At 59.3% G+C, this 18,947-nt stretch carries 17 protein-coding genes; 7 read left to right on the top strand and 10 right to left on the bottom strand.

All coding sequences use genetic code 11. The features are described 5' to 3' along the window. Nucleotides 1-3: 3 nt before the first annotated feature. Genes sdhA through sdhC form a run of 3 tightly spaced genes read right to left on the bottom strand, consistent with a single transcriptional unit; the run spans nucleotide 4 to nucleotide 2,516 of the window. Nucleotides 4-1,776 carry a succinate dehydrogenase flavoprotein subunit gene (gene sdhA, locus BSF40_RS01860; RefSeq protein WP_095963891.1) on the bottom strand — a complete coding sequence of 591 codons (1,773 nt, stop codon included), beginning with the start codon at nucleotides 1,774-1,776 and terminating at the stop codon, nucleotides 4-6. Nucleotides 1,777-1,779: 3 nt separating this feature from the next. Then, complete coding sequence (sdhD, locus tag BSF40_RS01855) at nucleotides 1,780-2,148, bottom strand: succinate dehydrogenase, hydrophobic membrane anchor protein (RefSeq protein ID WP_007977503.1); 369 nt, start codon at nucleotides 2,146-2,148, stop codon at nucleotides 1,780-1,782. Next, entirely contained in the window at nucleotides 2,142-2,516 is a 375-nt protein-coding gene (sdhC, locus tag BSF40_RS01850) for a succinate dehydrogenase, cytochrome b556 subunit (protein WP_015096190.1), read from the bottom strand. The genes sdhD and sdhC overlap by 7 nt, the downstream gene beginning before the upstream one ends. 363 nt (nucleotides 2,517-2,879) lie before the next feature. Between sdhC and gltA the strand changes: the two genes are divergently transcribed. After that, nucleotides 2,880-4,169 (top strand): citrate synthase, encoded by a 1,290-nt coding sequence (gltA, locus tag BSF40_RS01845; protein ID WP_007977501.1) that lies wholly within the window; start codon nucleotides 2,880-2,882, stop codon nucleotides 4,167-4,169. Nucleotides 4,170-5,143: 974 nt separating this feature from the next. Here gltA and BSF40_RS01835 read toward each other — a convergent pair. The 3 genes from BSF40_RS01835 to BSF40_RS01825 all read right to left on the bottom strand — a co-directional run bounded on the left by BSF40_RS01835 (nucleotide 5,144) and on the right by BSF40_RS01825 (nucleotide 8,202). Then, the gene (locus tag BSF40_RS01835) at nucleotides 5,144-6,802 is read right to left on the bottom strand and encodes a cation acetate symporter (protein WP_095963890.1); all 1,659 of its coding nucleotides are present in this window, start codon (nucleotides 6,800-6,802) and stop codon (nucleotides 5,144-5,146) included. Beyond that, on the bottom strand, nucleotides 6,799-7,110 hold the full coding sequence (locus BSF40_RS01830; RefSeq protein WP_007971395.1) for a DUF485 domain-containing protein: 312 nt from the start codon (nucleotides 7,108-7,110) through the stop codon (nucleotides 6,799-6,801). Before BSF40_RS01830 ends, BSF40_RS01835 begins: the two co-directional genes overlap by 4 nt. Nucleotides 7,111-7,350: 240 nt before the next feature. Next, nucleotides 7,351-8,202: a glycine betaine ABC transporter substrate-binding protein gene (locus BSF40_RS01825; protein WP_095963889.1), complete on the bottom strand. Its 852-nt coding sequence runs from the start codon at nucleotides 8,200-8,202 to the stop codon at nucleotides 7,351-7,353. Between the two features lie 288 nt (nucleotides 8,203-8,490). On the opposite strand from BSF40_RS01825, the gene BSF40_RS01815 reads away from it, so the two are divergent. Next, nucleotides 8,491-10,086, top strand: a complete 1,596-nt coding sequence (locus BSF40_RS01815) for a beta (1-6) glucans synthase (protein WP_095963888.1) — start codon at nucleotides 8,491-8,493, stop codon at nucleotides 10,084-10,086. Nucleotides 10,087-10,209: 123 nt separating this feature from the next. Here the strand turns inward: BSF40_RS01815 and BSF40_RS01810 are convergent, their stop codons facing one another. Then, nucleotides 10,210-10,578 carry a hypothetical protein gene (locus tag BSF40_RS01810; protein ID WP_095963887.1) on the bottom strand — a complete coding sequence of 123 codons (369 nt, stop codon included), beginning with the start codon at nucleotides 10,576-10,578 and terminating at the stop codon, nucleotides 10,210-10,212. 225 nt (nucleotides 10,579-10,803) lie between these two features. Here BSF40_RS01810 and BSF40_RS01805 point away from each other — a divergent pair, with 225 nt between their 5' ends. Both BSF40_RS01805 and BSF40_RS01800 read left to right on the top strand, forming a co-directional pair. Continuing rightward, on the top strand, nucleotides 10,804-12,102 hold the full coding sequence (locus BSF40_RS01805) for a serine/threonine protein kinase (RefSeq protein WP_095963886.1): 1,299 nt from the start codon (nucleotides 10,804-10,806) through the stop codon (nucleotides 12,100-12,102). Further along, complete coding sequence (locus BSF40_RS01800) at nucleotides 12,095-12,883, top strand: VacJ family lipoprotein (protein WP_095963885.1); 789 nt, start codon at nucleotides 12,095-12,097, stop codon at nucleotides 12,881-12,883. The genes BSF40_RS01805 and BSF40_RS01800 overlap by 8 nt, the downstream gene beginning before the upstream one ends. Before the next feature lie 127 nt (nucleotides 12,884-13,010). Here the strand turns inward: BSF40_RS01800 and BSF40_RS01795 are convergent, their stop codons facing one another. Then, complete coding sequence (locus BSF40_RS01795) at nucleotides 13,011-13,925, bottom strand: DUF808 domain-containing protein (RefSeq protein ID WP_095963884.1); 915 nt, start codon at nucleotides 13,923-13,925, stop codon at nucleotides 13,011-13,013. A 134-nt stretch (nucleotides 13,926-14,059) separates the two neighbouring features. Here BSF40_RS01795 and BSF40_RS01790 point away from each other — a divergent pair, with 134 nt between their 5' ends. Next, the gene (locus BSF40_RS01790) at nucleotides 14,060-14,668 is read left to right on the top strand and encodes a TetR/AcrR family transcriptional regulator (protein ID WP_015096199.1); all 609 of its coding nucleotides are present in this window, start codon (nucleotides 14,060-14,062) and stop codon (nucleotides 14,666-14,668) included. A gap of 109 nt (nucleotides 14,669-14,777) precedes the next feature. Here BSF40_RS01790 and BSF40_RS01785 read toward each other — a convergent pair whose 3' ends face one another. Continuing rightward, nucleotides 14,778-15,236: a transposase gene (locus BSF40_RS01785; RefSeq protein WP_095963883.1), complete on the bottom strand. Its 459-nt coding sequence runs from the start codon at nucleotides 15,234-15,236 to the stop codon at nucleotides 14,778-14,780. A 195-nt stretch (nucleotides 15,237-15,431) separates the two neighbouring features. Continuing rightward, a complete protein-coding gene (locus tag BSF40_RS01780; protein WP_095963882.1) occupies nucleotides 15,432-15,872 on the bottom strand; it encodes a heme-binding protein in 441 nt (146 codons plus the stop codon). Between the two features lie 268 nt (nucleotides 15,873-16,140). On the opposite strand from BSF40_RS01780, the gene gcl reads away from it, so the two are divergent. Together gcl and hyi are read left to right on the top strand one after the other, a co-directional pair. After that, nucleotides 16,141-17,916, top strand: a complete 1,776-nt coding sequence (gcl, locus tag BSF40_RS01775; protein WP_008020595.1) for a glyoxylate carboligase — start codon at nucleotides 16,141-16,143, stop codon at nucleotides 17,914-17,916. A gap of 137 nt (nucleotides 17,917-18,053) precedes the next feature. After that, complete coding sequence (gene hyi / locus BSF40_RS01765; protein ID WP_095963880.1) at nucleotides 18,054-18,836, top strand: hydroxypyruvate isomerase; 783 nt, start codon at nucleotides 18,054-18,056, stop codon at nucleotides 18,834-18,836. The last annotated feature ends 111 nt before the right edge of the window (nucleotides 18,837-18,947 follow it).

The following is an 18,947-nucleotide window of genomic DNA, read 5'->3' as shown; positions in this document are numbered from 1 at the left end:
CCCTTAATAAGTCCGGACTTTAGGTTCGAAAGTCGGAACAGTCTTCGGCGAGAAGTTCACGGCACGCTTGGTGACGCGCTTGTCACCCGGGAAGTACAGGGTGTGGCACAGCCAGTTTTCGTCGTCACGGTCTTCGAAGTCTTCACGGGCGTGAGCGCCGCGGGACTCTTTGCGAACTTCAGCAGCGATAGCGGTAGCTTCGGCCACTTCCAGCAGGTTTTGCAGTTCCAGCGCTTCGATACGGGCAGTGTTGAACGCCTGCGACTTGTCGTTGATCTTCACGTTGGCGATGCGCTTGCGCAGATCAGCCAGCTGGGCAATACCTTTCTGCATGTATTCGCCGGTACGGAATACACCGAAGTAGTTCTGCATGCAGCTTTGCAGCTCGCGACGCAGGGTAGCCACGTCTTCGCCATCAGTACGGTTGTTCAGTGCGTTCAGGCGCGACAGGGCAGCTTCGATGTCGGCTTCGGTAGCGTCGTCGTATTCGATGCCGTCGGTCAGCGCCTTTTCCAGATGCAGGCCGGCAGCACGGCCGAATACCACCAGGTCGAGCAGCGAGTTGCCGCCCAGACGGTTGGCACCGTGAACCGATACGCAAGCCACTTCGCCTACGGCAAACAGACCAGGGATGATCTGGTCGACGCCTTCGGCGTTCTGGGTGATCGCCTGGCCATGAATGTTGGTGGCAACGCCGCCCATCATGTAGTGGCAGGTCGGAACAACCGGAACCGGAGCAACCACCGGGTCAACGTGTGCGAAAGTCTTCGACAGCTCGCAGATGCCTGGCAGACGGCTGTGCAGCACTTCCTCGCCCAGGTGGTCGAGCTTGAGCATCACGTGGTCGCCATTCGGACCGCAACCGTTGCCGGCGATGATCTCTTTAACCATCGAACGGGCAACAACGTCACGACCGGCAAGGTCTTTGGCGTTCGGAGCATAACGCTCCATGAAACGCTCGCCGTGCTTGTTGATCAGGTATCCACCTTCACCACGGCAGCCTTCTGTAACCAGTACACCGGCGCCGGCGATGCCGGTCGGGTGGAACTGCCACATTTCAATGTCTTGTACCGGTACGCCGGCACGCAGCGCCATGCCAACGCCGTCACCGGTGTTGATCAGGGCGTTGGTGGTCGACGCGTAGATACGGCCCGCACCGCCGGTCGCCAGCACGGTGGCTTTGGCGCGGATGTAGGTGGTTTCACCGGTTTCGATGCAGATCGCGATCACGCCGACGAACTCGCCTTCGCCGTTCTTCACCAGATCGACAGCGTAGTACTCGTTCAGGAACACGGTACCGGCTTTCAGGTTGCCCTGATAAAGGGTGTGCAGCAGCGCGTGACCAGTACGGTCGGAAGCGGCGCAAGTACGGGCAGCCTGCCCGCCTTTACCGTAATCCTTCGACTGGCCGCCGAATGGACGCTGGTAGATACGGCCTTGCTCGGTACGCGAGAACGGCATGCCCATGTGGTCCAGCTCGTAAACGGCAGCCGGGCCTTCCTGACACATGTATTCGATAGCGTCCTGGTCACCGATATAGTCGGAACCCTTGACGGTATCGTACATGTGCCAGCGCCAGTCATCGTTCGGGTCAGCGGACGCGATCGCGCAGGTGATGCCGCCTTGAGCGGATACAGTGTGCGAACGGGTCGGGAACACCTTGGTGATCACGGCAGTCTTGTGACCACCTTGTGCCAGTTGCAGCGCTGCGCGCATGCCGGCACCGCCACCACCAATAATGATGGCGTCGAAAGAAATCGTTGGAATGTTAGCCATGAATCAGATACCCCAGAGAATCTGCACACCCCAGACGAAGTAAGCGAACATCGCAACGCCGCATACCGCCTGGAAAAGGAAACGTACTGCAGTCGCGGACTTGCCCAGCGCCATTGGCGTCAGGTAGTCGGTCGCGATGGTCCACATGCCGACCCAGGCGTGAGCGCCCAGGGCAACGAGGGCCAGCAGACTGAAGATACGCATCCCGTTGTGGGCGAACAGGCCGTGCCATTGGTCGTAGCCAATGCCCGGGTTCGCTGCGAGGTATCCGATCAGGAAGATGAAATAAGCCGCGAGAACGACCGCAGACACACGTTGCGCCATCCAGTCATAAAGACCGGAACGCGAAAGGTTCGTAACGCTGGTTACCATATCCAAACTCCTGCCAGAACGATCAACACCACGGAAACGGCGATGATAATTTTCGAGCCCAGGCGGCCGCCTTCCAGCGTCTCACCGATGCCCATATCCATGATCAAGTGGCGCACACCGGCTACCAGGTGATACAGAAGAGCGGACAGGAGGCCCCATGCTACGAACTTGGCCAGCGGGCTGGTCAAGCATGCCTTCACCTCGGCAAAACCTTCCTCGGAACCCAGGGATTTGCCCAATGCATAAAGCATGAAGCCAAGGCCCAGGAAGAGGATGATGCCGGAAACACGGTGAAGAAACGACGTAACGCCGGTGATGGGGAGTTTGATGGTCCTTAGGTCTAGGTTTACAGGTCGTTGGCTTTTCACGGCTTTTTTTTCACACTGAAGAGCCCCTAACAATCAGGGCAAAGTTGTTGGGGAGTGCACTGGTCAGGTAACCACCACCCAGGGATGCGACCCCCAATAACGCAGGCCCAAAAGCCCCTGGCGGTCGGTGGCCGAGTATAGACAGTTAGGCTACTAATGACAACGCAAAGACCTAACCCAAACAGCTGATTGCGCAACTGACATAAAAGGCGTAAATGGCAGCCAATTTCGAGAAAAAAGTCCGGTTAAAGCCTTCTGGAGCAAGACTTTAGGCAAATTGACATTCGAATTTATCTCACTATAGTGGTGCGGGCCCTGCGTGGGGGGTCTGTCTGATGATTTCAAGCATAAATAGGAGGCCACATGGCTGACAAAAAAGCGCAGTTGATCATCGAGGGCGCAGCCCCCGTCGAGCTGCCCATTTTAACCGGCACCGTTGGTCCCGATGTTATCGATGTTCGGGGCCTGACGGCCACGGGCCGTTTCACCTTTGACCCAGGCTTCATGTCGACCGCCTCGTGCGAGTCGAAGATCACCTATATCGACGGCGACAACGGCATCCTGTTGCACCGCGGCTACCCGATCGAACAGCTGGCTGAAAAGTCGGACTACCTGGAAACCTGCTATCTGCTGCTCAACGGCGAACTGCCGACCGCAGAACAGAAGGCCCAGTTCGTCAGCACCGTGAAAAACCACACCATGGTTCACGAGCAGTTGAAGACCTTCTTCAACGGCTTCCGTCGCGACGCCCACCCGATGGCCGTCATGTGCGGCGTAGTCGGCGCCCTCTCGGCCTTCTACCACGACTCCCTGGACATCAATAACCCGCAGCATCGCGAAATCTCCGCGATCCGCCTGGTTGCCAAGATGCCGACCCTGGCAGCGATGGTTTACAAGTACTCCATGGGCCAACCCATGATGTACCCGCGCAACGACCTGTCGTACGCGGAAAACTTCCTGCACATGATGTTCAACACCCCGTGCGAGATCAAACCGATCAGCCCGGTACTCGCCAAGGCCATGGACCGGATCTTCATCCTCCATGCCGACCACGAGCAGAACGCCTCGACGTCCACCGTGCGCCTGGCGGGCTCCTCGGGCGCCAACCCGTTCGCCTGTATCGCTGCCGGCATCGCCGCACTGTGGGGCCCTGCCCACGGCGGTGCAAACGAAGCCGTACTGACCATGCTCGATGAAATCGGCGATGTTTCGAACATCGACAAGTTCATCGCCAAGGCCAAGGACAAGAACGATCCGTTCAAACTGATGGGCTTCGGTCACCGCGTTTACAAAAACCGCGACCCGCGCGCCACCGTCATGAAGCAGACCTGCGACGAAGTATTGAAGGAACTGGGCATCCAGAACGATCCGCAACTCGAACTGGCCATGCGCCTGGAAGAGATCGCCCTGACCGACCCGTACTTCATCGAGCGCTCGCTGTACCCGAACGTCGACTTCTACTCGGGGATCATCCTCAAGGCGATCGGCATTCCAACCAGCATGTTCACCGTGATCTTCGCCCTGGCGCGGACCGTCGGCTGGATCTCCCACTGGAAGGAAATGCTCTCCAGCCCGTACAAGATCGGCCGTCCGCGCCAGCTGTACACCGGCTACGAGTCGCGTGACATCACCAAGCTGGAAGACCGCAAGTAAGATCTGTCTTGTTGTAGCCTGTTGAGTTGTACCGGGAACGGCCTCTGCTTTTTATATAAAGAGCAGGAGGCCGTTTTTGTTTGTGCGGCTTTTTGATGGTGTACATATCCGTTTCTGCGGTTACGGCCGCTATTGGTTCCGCCCTTACGGCGGGTCACTTGGAAAAACGGAACGCCGCCCGGCCTGTAGGAGCGAGCTTGCTCGCGATGGAGGTCAACGATGATGCGGGAAGCCTGGCACCCCGCGGTGCTCTCAGGTTTTTCGTCGGAACGCCGCCCGGAGCAAGCTCGCTCCTACAGAGCCCGCCGCCATCGGCCATCCATGGCTGGGGGCGGCTAACCCGAGGCAGCCTACCGGCCGGCCTGTTTGCTGGCTTGGATCCGCGAGATTTCGGCCGGCTGACAGGCCGCCATCGCGAGCAAGCTCGCTCCCACAGAAGAGCAAAGGACGATCGGTACACCCCCACGCTCTTCACCACTCATCAGGCCGAGCATTAGCTCGCCTGCAGCTCTTGATCTTGATCCACCCGCCCCCTCGGAAGGCTGAGCGGAGGCGTTCATCAGGGGGCAGGCGCGCAGCGCCGTTCGACGAAGTCGAACACATCGAGAGGAGGTCGTCGCGAAGCAGACCGGAGGCGATGCGCCCTGATGAATACCGGAGCGAAGGAACCCCGAGCCTAGGCGAGGGGCCGTACGTTCGGGGCGAGCGTTTTTTGCTTACTTTTTTAGGCGCTTGTAAAAAAGTGAGTCGCCGTAAGGGCGAAACCATAAGCCGCCGTTACCGCAGCAATGGATATGTACACGATCAGCGAAAGACAGGTCGGCTGGCAGGCCGCCTTCGCGAGCAAGCCCGCTCCCACAGTAAATCGGCACATCCGCAAAATTCAGGTCGATTAACGCACAATAAAAAAGTGCCCCGATCTCTCGACCGGAGCACTTCATAAAACATCGCCAGCTATATCAAAGCATCAAGACTTAGTGCGATACCGCCCCACTCGCCCCAAGACCAGTCTGCGAACGAACAAACTGCGGAAAGAACAGCGCCCGCTCATTGTCAGCCGCAGTCGACTTGTCAGTAACCGAGAAGAACCAGATCCCGACAAAGGCAATCATCATCGAGAACAACGCCGGATACTCATACGGGAAGATAGCCTTCTCGTGATGCAGGATCTGCACCCAGATGGTCGGACCAAGGACCATCAGGCCCACTGCACTGATCAGGCCCATCCAGCCGCCGATCATCGCACCGCGAGTGGTCAGCTTTTTCCAGTACATGGAAAGCAGCAGTACCGGGAAGTTGCAACTCGCCGCGATGGAGAACGCCAGGCCCACCATGAACGCGATGTTCTGGCTTTCGAACAGAATGCCCAGAACGATGGCCAGCACAGCCAAGGCAACGGTGGTGATCTTCGAAATGCGAATCTCATCCTTCTCGTTGGCCTTGCCCTTCTTGATCACACTGGCATACAGGTCGTGGGACACCGCCGAAGCACCCGCCAGGGTCAGGCCGGCGACTACCGCCAGAATGGTCGCGAACGCCACGGCCGAGATGAAGCCCAGGAAGATGCTGCCACCAACGGCATTGGCCAGGTGCACCGCCGCCATGTTGTTACCGCCGAGCAATGCGCCGGCCGCGTCTTTGAAGGCCGGATTGGTGCTGACCAGCAGGATCGCGCCGAAACCGATGATGAAGGTCAGGATGTAGAAGTAGCCAATGAAGCCGGTTGCGTACAGCACACTCTTGCGAGCTTCCTTTGCATCACTCACGGTGAAGAAGCGCATCAGGATGTGCGGCAGACCCGCGGTACCGAACATCAGTGCCAGCCCGAGGGAGAACGCCGAGACCGGATCTTTCACCAGACCGCCCGGGCTCATGATCGCTTCACCTTTAGGGTGAACCTTGATCGCCTCGGAAAACAGCATGTTGAAGTCGAAGTTGACGTGCTTCATCACCATCAGCGCCATGAAGGAAGCGCCGGACAGCAGCAGAACCGCCTTGATGATTTGCACCCAGGTGGTCGCCAGCATGCCGCCGAACAACACATAAAGGCACATCAGCACGCCCACCAGAATCACCGCGACGTGGTAGTCGAGGCCGAACAACAGCTGGATCAGCTTGCCGGCACCGACCATCTGGGCGATCAGGTAGAATGCCACCACCACCAACGAACCGCAGGCGGACAGCGAACGGATCTGGGTTTGCCCGAGGCGGTAGGACGCCACGTCGGCAAAGGTGTACTTGCCCAGGTTACGCAGGCGCTCGGCGATCAGGAACAGAATGATCGGCCAGCCCACCAGGAAACCGATCGAATAGATCAGCCCGTCGTAGCCTGAAGCGAACACCAGTGCGGAAATACCCAGGAAGGAAGCGGCCGACATGTAGTCACCGGCAATCGCCAGTCCGTTCTGGAAACCGGTGATCTTGCCGCCAGCGGCATAGTAGTCGGCTGCCGAATTATTACGCTTGGAAGCCCAGTAGGTGATGCACAGGGTGGCACCGACGAAGGCGACAAACATCACGATTGCCGACACGTTAAGCGGTTGCTTCTGCACGGCACCGGTCAGGGCGTCAGCCGCCCAGGCGCCAGGCGCGAAAGCTGCGATGCTCAATAGAGCCATTAGACGGCGGATCATTGCTGAGCCTCCTTGAGAATCGCATTGTTCAGATCGTCAAATTCGCCATTGGCACGGCGTACGTAGATACCGGTCAGGACGAAGGCCGAGACAATCAGCCCGACACCAATCGGTATGCCCCAGGTAATCGAGGACTCAGGGTTGATTTTCGCCCCCAGCACCTGCGGCCCATAGGCAATCAGAAGAATGAATCCGGAGTAAAGCCCTAGCATGATCGCCGAAAGAATCCAGGCGAATCGTTCCCTCTTGCTAACCAGCTCCTTGAAGCGCGGGCTGTTTTGAATCGAGAGGTAAATGCTGTCGTTCATTGTTTTTATCCTCGCAGCACAGATTGAGTTGGAACGGTATCCACTCTATGCGGCTGCGGGGCAGGTTCCAGACGACCTTAGTCTTAGAACGACATGACGTTTTCGCCAATTATCAGCACACCACAAATCAATGTGGGAACGGGCTTGCTCGCGAAGAGGCCGTATCAGTCACTATCAAAGTTGACTGCCAGACCGCTTTCGCGAGCAAGCCCGCTCCCACAATTTAAAGCGAGGCGACTGTTATTTGGTCCAGTCAGCCACGCGCTCAGGGTGCTTGGCGACCCAATCCTTCGCCGCGGCTTCAGGTTTGGCACCGTCCTGAATCGCCAGCATCACCTGGCCGATTTCATCCTTCGATTCCCACTGGAAGTTCTTCAGGAACTTGGCCACTTCCGGTGCCTTGGCCTCAAGGCCTTTGCTGCCGATGCTGTTCACGGTTTCTGCCGCGCCATACACGCCTTTCGGGTCTTCGAGGAAGCGCAGTTTCCACTTGGCGAACATCCAGTGCGGTACCCAGCCGGTGACGGCGATGGATTCGTTTTTCTTCTCGGCACGGGTCAGCTCGGCAATCATGCCGGCGCCGGAACTGGCCTTGAGTTGATAACCGGTCAGGTCGTAGTCCTTGATTGCCTGGTCGGTCTTGAGCATCACGCCTGAACCGGCGTCGATGCCGACGATGCGATTCTTGAAGGTGTCGTCGGTTTTCAGGTCCTCGATCGACTTGGCCTTGACGTACTCCGGCACGATCAATCCGATTTTTGCGTCCTTGAAGTTCGGGCCGTAATCGACGACCTGATCCTTGTTCTTCGTCCAGTATTCGCCGTGGGTCACCGGCAGCCAGGCCGACAGCATGGCGTCGAGTTTGCCGGTCGCCACACCCTGCCACATGATCCCGGTGGCAACGGCTTGCAGCTTCACGTCATAACCGAGTTTCTGCCTGATCACTTCGGCGGCCACGTTGGTCGTGGCAACGCTGTCCGACCAGCCGTCGACGTAACCGAGCGTCACTTCCTTTCCGGCGGCACTGGCCACGGTAGAGCTGATCGCCAGCACCAAAGCGGCACCTGCGCCCAAGAGTCGTCGCATCTTCATCGTTACTTCCCCGAAAGTGCTGCGCTCGACGGATGCCGAGTCGCTTAAACGTATTGTTATGGTGCACAGCGCCCCCATCACGCCTCACAGCAAACCCGTCCCGACATCAGCGGAGTACTGACGCCTTCGATGATCAACCTGACGCTCATTGCGACCTGCTCTGCCAGCGACCTCAAGGCATCGAGAAACGACATCAGAAAGCCATTAATCCTGACCACGGAAAACGCACCTGCCAAACCGCCCGAACTTTGCATGTCAAAATCATGCAGGCCACCAAGCACGCGGTAAATGCAGGTAACATGCGCCGCTTTGCTCCCACACGGCCTGACCATGTCCGCGACATACCGCTTCCCTCTTGCTGCTTATCTATTCGCTTGCCTGCTCGGGCTGTTCGCCCTTGGCGGCTTCTGGTACGGCCTCGGCAAACCGGTGGTCCTGCCGGACGCGGCCAGCGCCACGCACAAGCTGCAATGCGCGTCCTATACGCCGTTCGACAAGGATCAGTCACCGTTCGACCAACCCTTCAAGCTGCGCCCCGAGCGCATGGACGCCGACCTCGCGTTGCTGGCGACCCGTTTCGAGTGCATCCGCACCTATTCCATGACCGGCCTTGAAGCCCTGCCGGACCTTGCACGCAAGCACGGTCTGAAGTTGATGATTGGCGCCTGGGTCAACAGCAACCCGGTGGACACGGAAAAAGAAGTCGACCTGCTGATCGCTTCGGCCAACGCCAACCCGGATGTGGTGAGCGCAGTGATCGTCGGCAACGAAACCCTGCTGCGCAAGGAAGTCACCGGTGCGCAATTGGCCAAGCTGATCAACAAGGTCAAGAGCCAGGTCAAACAGCCCGTCACCTATGCCGACGTCTGGGAGTTCTGGCTCAAGCACCCTGAAATTGCCCCTGCCGTGGACTTCCTGACCATCCATTTGCTGCCGTACTGGGAGGACGATCCATCGAACATCGACGCCGCCCTGCAACATGTGGCCGAAGTGCGTCAGGTATTCGGCAACAAATTCGCACCCAAGGACGTACTGATCGGCGAAACCGGCTGGCCAAGCGAAGGCCGCCAGCGCGAAACCGCCCTGCCGAGCCGGGTCAATGAAGCCAAATTCATTCGTGGTTTTGTCGCCATGGCCGAGCAGCAAGGCTGGCACTACAACCTGATCGAAGCCTTCGACCAGCCATGGAAGCGCGCCAGTGAAGGCGCGGTCGGCGGCTACTGGGGACTGTTCGATGCCGATCGCCAGGACAAGGGCGTGCTGGCCGGGCCAGTGACAAACGTCCCGTACTGGTCGCAATGGCTGGCGGTGGGCGGCCTGATCTTTATCGGCACCCTGCTAGTTGGCGGCCGGGTTCGCACGACGCGCGCGGCGCTGGTGTTGCCACTGCTCGGCGCATTGGCCGCTTGCTCGATTGGCGCCTGGGGCGACCTGGCACGCGTCACCACTCGCTTCACCAGTGAATGGCTGTGGGTCGGCTTGCTGACCGTGCTGAATCTGCTGGTGCTGACCCACGCTGCACTGGCGCTGAGTCCACGTGACGGGTGGCGCGGGCAGGCTTTCGATTTACTGGAGCGCCGTGCTGGCTGGCTGGTTGCAACGGCAGGTTTCGCGGCGGCGGTGATGATGCTGGAGCTGGCTTTCGATCCGCGTTATCGCAGCTTCCCGAGCGTGGCGTTCATCGTACCGGCGCTAGTCTACCTGTGCCGCCCGGTGAGCGCGCCGCGCCGCGAGATTGCATTATTGACCTTCATCATCGGTGCCAGTATTGCACCGCAGCTGTACCGCGAAGGATTGCAGAACCAGCAGGCCTGGGGCTGGGCTCTGGTGAGTGTGTTGATGGCGGCGGCGTTGTGGCGCTGCTTGCGGGTTCGCAAGGTTTAATTTTCATTAACCTTGCTGCCCTCTTCGCGAGCAAGCCCGCTCCCACAGGGTTCTTCAGCGAACATAAATTTTGTGTTCGCTGAAGAACCCTGTGGGAGCGGGCTTGCTCGCGAAGGCTGACCATCAGGCGCTACGGGAAGCCCTGACCAACCGCAACCCCGCAATCACCACTGCAAACACCGCCAACGTCGTGTTGTACAAGGCCAACGCCGGAAAACCGAGCACCAGCGCCAGCACTGCCAACCACCACCCCGCACGCCCGGACACCACAAAGCCGATCACGGCAACAGCCAAGGCGCCCCAGCCCAGAACCGCGAAGTGAATCATCAGCCCCAGGTTCGAACGCACCTGACATTCCCAACGGCTCGCCTCATCCACGCAAATGCCGACCCACTGCGCATCCTCCATGAAGCCATAACGCGTGCCATAACTGGCGGCCAGCCATACAGGCAGCAAAACAAGCAGCAGGATCACGGGCAGGTGGCGGGACATGAAACACTCCAATTGGCGAAAAACGGCGGCCAGCTTAATCGCCCTTAAGCGTTTCGCAAGCGATAACAACTGTTAACTGGGCATTCAATCGCTGCAAAGTGTATCGTCCAGCTACTATAACTTCGAAATCAGGCCTGTTTGGTGCCGAGGGTTGGCACTTTGGCGCATATCCGGTGGTCATAGCCTGCGAAATTCATTTGACACCTTCTTCTAAGGGATTTAGTCATGCTCCGTTCCTTGCGCTTCGCCGCCCTGTTTGGCGGCCTTATTTTGAGTGCGTCCGCACTGGCGGTCGACATTGACGCCGCCAGTTATGGCTACCCCCTGACCAACCCGTTCGAGGCGACCATCGCGACCACGCCGCCGGACCTGCGTCCGGAGCTTCCCCTGGACGATGACATCGATCAGGCAGTGCGCAGCGTCACCTTGCGTCCGGAACGGGCGTTCGAATTGCCGGACAATTTCTGGGCGGTCAAGAAACTCGACTACCGCATTGCCACGCAGGATCACGCCGCGCCGCTGATTTTCCTGATCGCCGGCACCGGTGCGCGCTATGACAGTACCCTGAACGAATACCTGAAGAAGCTCTATTACAAAGCCGGCTACCACGTGGTGCAGTTGTCATCGCCCACCAGCTATGACTTCATGAGCGCCGCCTCGCGCTTCGCCACGCCGGGCGTTTCCAAGGACGATGCCGAAGATCTGTACCGGGTGATGCAGGCCGTGCGGGCACAGAACCCGAAAGTACCGGTCACCGACTACTACCTGACCGGGTACAGCCTGGGGGCACTGGATGCCGCCTTCGTCGCGCACCTGGACGAAACCCGCCGCAGCTTCAACTTCAAGAAAGTCCTGCTGCTCAACCCGCCGGTCAACCTCTACACCTCGATCACCAACCTCGACAAGCTGGTCCAGACCGAGGTCAAGGGCATCAACAACAGCACCACGTTCTATGAACTGGTTCTGAACAAACTGACCCGCTACTTCCAGCAGAAGGGCTACATCGACCTCAACGATGCCCTGCTCTACGACTTCCAGCAGTCCAAACAGCACCTGACCAACGAACAGATGGCCATGCTGATCGGCACCTCGTTCCGCTTTTCGGCGGCGGACATCGCCTTCACTTCGGACCTGGTCAACCGTCGCGGCCTGATCACCCCGCCCAAGTTCCCGATCACCGAGGGCACCAGCCTCACGCCATTCCTCAAGCGTGCATTGCAATGCGACTTCGACTGCTACATCACCGAACAAGTCATCCCTATGTGGCGCGCCCGCACCGATGGCGGCAGCCTGCTGCAACTGATTGATCAGGTCAGCCTGTATGCGCTGAAGGACTATCTGCACGAAAGCCCGAAAATCGCCGTCATGCACAACGCCGACGACGTGATCCTGGGTCCTGGCGACCTGGGCTTCCTGCGCAAGACCTTCGGTGATCGCCTGACCGTTTACCCGTACGGGGGCCACTGCGGCAACATTAACTACCGCGTCAACAGCGACGCCATGCTGGAGTTCTTCCGTGGCTAAATTTCTCCTGCTTTTCGCAGCGTTACTCTGTGCAGGCGTCGCCCATGCAGACAACAGCAAAGCCAACGCCCCCGTAGTCGTCGACAGTGACGGCTTCAAGGAACCATTGAGCAAACTCAAATTCAACCCGGGCCTGGATCAGCGCGAGTTCGAGCGTTCGACGCTCGGTGCACTGGCCGTCTACGATCCGCTGGAAGAGTGGAACCGTCGCGTCTATCACTTCAACTACCGCTTTGACCAATGGGTGTTCCTGCCGGTGGTCAATGGTTACCGCTACGTCACCCCGAGCTTCCTGCGCACCGGCGTCAGCAACTTCTTCAACAACCTCGGCGACGTGCCGAACCTGTTGAACAGCCTGCTGCAACTCAAGGGCCAGCGCTCGCTGGAAACCACCGGGCGACTGCTGCTCAACACCACCATCGGCATCGCCGGCCTGTGGGACCCGGCCACCGCCATGGGCCTGCCGCGCCAGAGCGAGGACTTCGGCCAGACGCTGGGCTTCTACGGCGTGCCGGGCGGCGCTTACTTCGTGCTGCCGGTCCTCGGTCCGTCGAACCTGCGTGATACCGGCGGCCTGCTGGTGGATTACACGGCCGAGAATGCGATCAACTTCCTCAACGTGGCCGAGGTCAGCTCCAACCATCCGGAAGTCTTGATCCTGCGCGGCATCGACAAGCGCAACCAGACCAGCTTCCGCTATGGCCAGATGAACTCGCCGTTCGAGTACGAGAAAGTGCGTTACGTGTACACCGAAGCACGCAAGTTGCAGATCGCCGAGTAATTCCGGCAGCCGAAAAATACTGTGGGAGCGGGCTTGCTCGCGAATAGGGTGTGTCAGACAACCTTTTTGGTGACTGACACACCCTATTCGCGAGCAAGCCCGCTCCCACATTTGTTAGGTGTAGTCTTCAGCCTTTCAGGGCTTTCCAGATCTTGCTGACGGCCATCACGCCGACCAACACCAGCGCACCCGCCACAATCCCCGCCACACCATTGAGCAACACCGGCACGATAAATCCGCCGCCACCCGCCGCCGCACCGACACTTTCGATCCAGTGATGCACCACCGGCACACCGTGCGTGAGAATCCCGCCGCCCACCAGGAACATCGCCGCGGTGCCGATCACCGACAGGCTCTTCATCATGTAGGGTGCCGCACGCAGAATCCCGCCGCCGATGCTTTTCGCCATCTGCCCGGGTTTCTGGGTCAACCACAGGCCAAGGTCGTCGAGCTTGACGATACCCGCCACCAATCCGTAAACGCCGACCGTCATGACAATGGCAATGCCCGACAGCACGATGATCTGCTGGGTCAACGGAGCACCGGCCACGGTGCCGAGGGTGATGGCGATGATTTCCGCCGAAAGAATGAAGTCGGTGCGGATCGCGCCTTTGATCTTGTCCTTCTCGAACGCCACCAGGTCAGTGGCAGGATCGGCCACCGCCTCGACCAGTTGCGCATGCTCGGCGGCGTCTTCAGCCTTGCTGTGCAGGAACTTGTGGGCGAGTTTTTCAAAGCCTTCGAAGCACAGATAAGCGCCGCCGACCATCAACAACGGCGTGACCAGCCACGGAATGAACGCACTGATCGCCAATGCCGACGGCACCAGGATCAATTTATTGATGAACGAACCCTTGGCGACCGCCCAGACCACCGGGATTTCCCGCTCGGCCCGCACACCGCTGACTTGCTGGGCATTGAGTGCCAGGTCGTCACCGAGTACGCCGGCCGTTTTCTTGGCGGCCATTTGGGTCATGACCGACACGTCGTCCAGCACGGCCGCGATATCGTCGATCAGCAACAGCAAACTGCTTCCTGCCATGAATCGGGTTTCCTTCTGCAATGAATGCGCAGCAGCATAGCGCGACACAAGAGCCTACGGTGCATTCTTGAGCGCCGCGCGAGGCCGGTGATACCATGCGCAACCGCCAGAACAGGCAAGGAATCACCGGGTTTATGAGCACTATCCGCGAGCGCAACAAACAATTGATCCTGCGTGCCGCCAGTGAGGAGTTCGCCGACAAAGGCTTCGCTGCGACCAAAACCAGCGACATCGCGGCCAAGGCGGGATTGCCCAAGCCCAACGTCTACTACTACTTCAAATCCAAGGAAAACCTCTACCGCGAGGTCCTGGAAAGCATCATCGAGCCGATCCTGCAGGCTTCGACACCGTTCAATCCGGACGGCGAACCCGGCGAAGTGCTCAGCGGCTACATTCGCTCGAAAATCCGCATCTCCCGCGACCTGCCTTTCGCCTCAAAGGTGTTCGCCAGCGAAATCATGCACGGCGCGCCCCACCTGAGCAGCGATCTGGTCGAACAGCTCAATGGCCAGGCCAAACACAACATCGAGTGCATCCAGACCTGGATCGACCGCGGACAAATCGCCCCCATCGACCCCAACCACCTGATGTTCAGCATCTGGGCCGCCACCCAGACCTACGCCGACTTCGACTGGCAGATCACCGCCATCACCGGCAAGGCCAGGCTGGATGAAGAAGATTACGAAGCGGCGGCGCAGACGATTATCCGGTTGGTGCTCAAGGGCTGTGAGCCGGAGCGGTAGACCGAGTCGCGACCTTCGCGAGCAAGCCCGCTCCCACAGGGGATTTGCAACACCATAGATCCAATGTGGGAGTGGGCTTGCTCGCGAATGGCGGCAACCCGGTTTTAGATCAAACCCAGATCGCATCCCACAACGGATAATCACCCAGCTTCTGAACCAACCCAGCCCGCAATGGGTTAGCCACAACGTATCGAGCCAGCTTTACCAGATCCTCTTCTTTTCTCAGCGCATGGTCATGAAAACTCTGTTGCCAGAGACTGCCCGATCTGCCAGTTGCACTGTTGATTGCACGAGTACTCAATGACTTCGTCTGGCACATGAGTTGCGCCAGCGATCCTCTATGCAATTGTATTAACCAGTGGAAATGATCGGGCATGACCACCCAGGCCAACGACTCGGCAAATCCCTCACTCTGTGCTTGCCTGAACTGATGCACCACCAACCTGCCCAAGGGGTAATCCCTGAAAACGGGCTCTCGTTTTAGTGTGTTGGCAGTCAGTAGATAGATGCGATTTTGTTCGGTGTAGCGGCCGATGCGCAGGCGGTGTGAAGCTGACAGCTCAGGCATTCCTTTGCCCCTCTAATGGATGAACTCCAGAAAAGGCTAGATCAGCGAAGACAGAATGGCGGTACAGACCTTTAGCTGGATGTGTCTGGGAGATCGCTTTCGCGAGCAAGCCCGCTCCCACAGGGGATTTGCAACACCATAGATCCAATGTGGGAGCGGGCTTGCTCGCGAAAGCGGTAGTTCAGTCAGCGAAAATCAAGCCGCCACCCCCGCATCCGCCACCAACCCCAACGCCTCGATGGCATTGATCGCGCACTGCTCGTCAACATCCGACAGATCGCCGCTGATCCCCACCGCCCCCAGCACGTTCCCCTCCTGATCCCGCACCAGCACACCACCCGGTGCCGGCACGACACTGCCCTGCCCCAGGCTGTTCAACGCGGCGATAAACGCCGGGCGTTGCTGGGCGTCCAGCGCCAGCAGGCGTGAGCCCTTGCCCAGGGCGATGGCGCCCCAGGCTTTGCCGATGGCGACGTGCGGGCGCAGCAGGCTGGCGCCGTCTTCGCGTTGCAGGGTGATCAGATGCCCGCCGGCATCCAGTACCGCGATGGTCAAGGGTGCCGCGGCGATTGCACGCCCGGCGGTGATGGCCTCGTTGACCAGGTTGACTGCGACTTTCAAGGTTAAAGCGCTCATGGTGCCGTCCTCATTTTGTTATAGGGAAAGTCGTGGGGCTGCGCGTTTGTGCCGCAGCCCGATGCAACAAATAGAACACAATGAATTATTTTTTTGTATACAATAATTCTCGAAAGGCGCCACATGCGACGAAAAGCCACAGTGGAACGGGCTTCCGACGAATGAAACAAGCGCTTGAGAAAATGGATTGACCTGCGCCGTCCGCCGTGAATACACTCTGCGCAAAGCCACTTGTATACAATTACAAAACGTAAAGAGGCACAAAACCATGAGCAAAATGAGAGCAATCGAAGCCGCCGTTCTGGTGATGCGCCGTGAAGGGGTCGATACCGCTTTTGGCATCCCGGGTGCCGCCATCAACCCGCTGTACTCCGCCCTGCAAAAGGTCGGCGGCATCGATCACGTACTCGCTCGCCACGTTGAAGGCGCCTCGCACATGGCCGAGGGCTACACCCGCACCAAGGCCGGCAACATCGGCGTGTGCATCGGTACTTCCGGCCCTGCCGGCACCGACATGGTCACCGGGCTCTACAGCGCCTCGGCCGACTCGATTCCAATCCTCTGCATCACCGGCCAGGCACCCCGCGCCCGTATGCACAAGGAAGACTTCCAGGCTGTCGACATCACCAGCATCGTCAAGCCAGTCACCAAGTGGGCGACCACCGTTCTGGAACCAGGCCAGGTGCCTTACGCGTTCCAGAAAGCCTTCTATGAAATGCGCTCCGGCCGTCCAGGCCCGGTGCTGATCGACCTGCCGTTCGACGTTCAAATGGCGGAAATCGAATTCGACATCGACGCTTACCAGCCACTGCCGCTGGCCAAGCCGACCGCTAGCCGGGTTCAGGTCGAGAAGGCCTTGGCCTTGCTGGATCAGGCCGAGCGTCCATTGCTGGTGGCCGGTGGCGGCATCATCAACGCCGACGCCAGCGACCTGCTGGTGGAGTTCGCCGAGCTGACCGGTATTCCGGTGATCCCGACCCTGATGGGCTGGGGCACCATCCCGGACGATCACCCGCTGATGGTGGGCATGGTTGGCTTGCAGACCTCGCACCGCTACGGCAACGCGACCATGCTCAAGTCGGACGTGGTGCTGGGCATCGGTAACCGCTGGGCCAACCGTCACACCGGTTCGGTTGACGTCTACACCGAAGGCCGCAAGTTCATCCACGTCGACATCGAAGGCACGCAGATCGGCCGCGTGTTCACCCCGGACCTGGGCATCGTGTCCGACGCCGCTGCCGCGCTGACCGTGTTCATCGAAGTCGCTCGCGAATGGCAAGCTGCCGGCAAGCTGAAGAACCGCAGCGCCTGGCTGCAAGACTGCCAGCAGCGTAAAGCCAGCCTGCAGCGCAAGACTCACTTCGACAACGTGCCGGTCAAGCCGCAACGCGTTTACGAAGAAATGAACCAGGTGTTCGGCAAGGACACCTGCTACGTCAGCACCATCGGTCTGTCGCAGATTGCCGGCGCGCAATTCCTGCACGTCTACAAGCCGCGCCACTGGATCAACTGCGGTCAGGCAGGCCCTCTGGGCTGGACCATTCCGGCAGCACTGGGCGTGGTCAAGGCTGATCCGAACCGTAAAGTCGTGGCCCTGTCGGGGGACTATGACTTCCAGTTCATGATCGAGGAATTGGCGGTGGGCGCGCAGTTCAAGCTGCCCTACATTCATGTCGTGGTGAACAACTCGTACCTGGGCCTGATCCGCCAGGCGCAACGCGGTTTCGACATGGACTACTGCGTGCAGTTGTCCTTCGACAACCTGAACGCGCCGGAACTCAACGGCTACGGTGTCGACCACGTTGCAGTTGCCGAAGGCCTGGGTTGCAAGGCGCTGCGTGTGTTCGAACCGGCTCAGATCCAGCCTGCCCTGCGCAAGGCTCAGGAACTGATCGAAGAGTTCAAGGTTCCGGTGATCGTCGAGATCATCCTGGAGCGCGTGACCAACATTTCCATGGGCACCGAGATCAACGCCGTCAACGAATTCGAAGACCTGGCGCTGGTCGGCGACGACGCACCAACCGCGATTTCGCTGCTGGACTAACTGCTGACCGCTCTCCCTGTGGGAGCGGGCTTGCTCGCGAAGGCGGTCTGACATTCACCATTGATGTCGACTGACACTCCGCCTTCGCGAGCAAGCCCGCTCCCACAAGGGGCTTCATACATATACAGGAGACCACCATGCCGCGTTTCGCAGCCAACCTGTCCATGCTGTTCACCGAACAGGACTTTCTTGCCCGTTTCGAAGCGGCCGCCAAAGCCGGCTTCAGTGGTGTCGAGTACCTGTTCCCGTACGACTTCAGCTCCGCCGAAATCAAGGCCAAGCTCGACGCCAACGGTCTGACCCAAGTGCTGTTCAACCTACCGGCCGGCGACTGGGCCAAGGGCGAGCGCGGTATCGCGTGCCTGCCGGACCGGGTTGAGGAGTTCCGTGCCGGTGTCGATCTGGCCATCGCCTACGCGCAGGTGCTGGGCAACACCCAGGTCAACTGCCTGGCCGGTATCCGGCCGCAGGGCTTTGACGATGCCACCGTGGAGAAAACCTTCGTCGCCAACCTCAAGTACGCGGCCGACAAGCTGCAAGCGGCGGGCATCAAGCTGGTGATGGAAGCGATCAACACCCGTGACATTCCAGGTTTCTACCTGAACAACACGGCGCAAGCCCTGTCGATTCGCGAGCAGGTCGGCAGCGCCAACCTGTTCCTGCAATACGACATCTACCACATGCAAATCATGGAAGGCGACCTGGCCCGCACCCTGCAATCGCACCTGGGCGAGATCAACCACGTGCAGCTTGCGGACAACCCGGGGCGCAACGAACCAGGCACCGGTGAAATCAACTACCACTTCCTGTTCGAACACCTGGACCGCATCGGGTATCAGGGCTGGGTCGGTTGCGAATACAAGCCGCTGACCACCACCGAAGCGGGCCTGGGCTGGCTCAAAACCCACAACGCGATCTGACACATATCCCTTGTAGGAGCGAGCCTGCTCGCGATGGTCGTCAACGATTACGCGGGCTGTCTGGATGCCCGCGTTGCTTCGGGGTTCATCGCGAGCTGGCTCGCTCCTACA

Origin of the sequence: Pseudomonas sp. ACN5 (genome assembly GCF_002303975.1) — a bacterium.
Classification (GTDB): domain Bacteria; phylum Pseudomonadota; class Gammaproteobacteria; order Pseudomonadales; family Pseudomonadaceae; genus Aquipseudomonas; species Aquipseudomonas laurylsulfatiphila.
This window is presented reverse-complemented; position numbering and strand designations above follow the sequence as displayed.

Excerpts from the sequence above, each read along its gene's own strand:
- sdhA (WP_095963891.1), bottom strand. The coding sequence starts at position 1,776 with ATGGCTAACATTCCAACGATTTCTTTCGACGCCATCATTATTGGTGGT.
- sdhD (WP_007977503.1), bottom strand. The coding sequence starts at position 2,148 with ATGGTAACCAGCGTTACGAACCTTTCGCGTTCCGGTCTTTATGACTGG.
- gltA (WP_007977501.1), top strand. The coding sequence starts at position 2,880 with ATGGCTGACAAAAAAGCGCAGTTGATCATCGAGGGCGCAGCCCCCGTC.
- BSF40_RS01835 (WP_095963890.1), bottom strand. The coding sequence starts at position 6,802 with ATGATCCGCCGTCTAATGGCTCTATTGAGCATCGCAGCTTTCGCGCCT.
- BSF40_RS01830 (WP_007971395.1), bottom strand. The coding sequence starts at position 7,110 with ATGAACGACAGCATTTACCTCTCGATTCAAAACAGCCCGCGCTTCAAG.
- BSF40_RS01825 (WP_095963889.1), bottom strand. The coding sequence starts at position 8,202 with ATGAAGATGCGACGACTCTTGGGCGCAGGTGCCGCTTTGGTGCTGGCG.
- BSF40_RS01815 (WP_095963888.1), top strand. The coding sequence starts at position 8,491 with ATGCAGGTAACATGCGCCGCTTTGCTCCCACACGGCCTGACCATGTCC.
- BSF40_RS01810 (WP_095963887.1), bottom strand. The coding sequence starts at position 10,578 with ATGTCCCGCCACCTGCCCGTGATCCTGCTGCTTGTTTTGCTGCCTGTA.
- BSF40_RS01805 (WP_095963886.1), top strand. The coding sequence starts at position 10,804 with ATGCTCCGTTCCTTGCGCTTCGCCGCCCTGTTTGGCGGCCTTATTTTG.
- BSF40_RS01795 (WP_095963884.1), bottom strand. The coding sequence starts at position 13,925 with ATGGCAGGAAGCAGTTTGCTGTTGCTGATCGACGATATCGCGGCCGTG.
- BSF40_RS01790 (WP_015096199.1), top strand. The coding sequence starts at position 14,060 with ATGAGCACTATCCGCGAGCGCAACAAACAATTGATCCTGCGTGCCGCC.
- BSF40_RS01785 (WP_095963883.1), bottom strand. The coding sequence starts at position 15,236 with ATGCCTGAGCTGTCAGCTTCACACCGCCTGCGCATCGGCCGCTACACC.
- BSF40_RS01780 (WP_095963882.1), bottom strand. The coding sequence starts at position 15,872 with ATGAGCGCTTTAACCTTGAAAGTCGCAGTCAACCTGGTCAACGAGGCC.
- gcl (WP_008020595.1), top strand. The coding sequence starts at position 16,141 with ATGAGCAAAATGAGAGCAATCGAAGCCGCCGTTCTGGTGATGCGCCGT.
- hyi (WP_095963880.1), top strand. The coding sequence starts at position 18,054 with ATGCCGCGTTTCGCAGCCAACCTGTCCATGCTGTTCACCGAACAGGAC.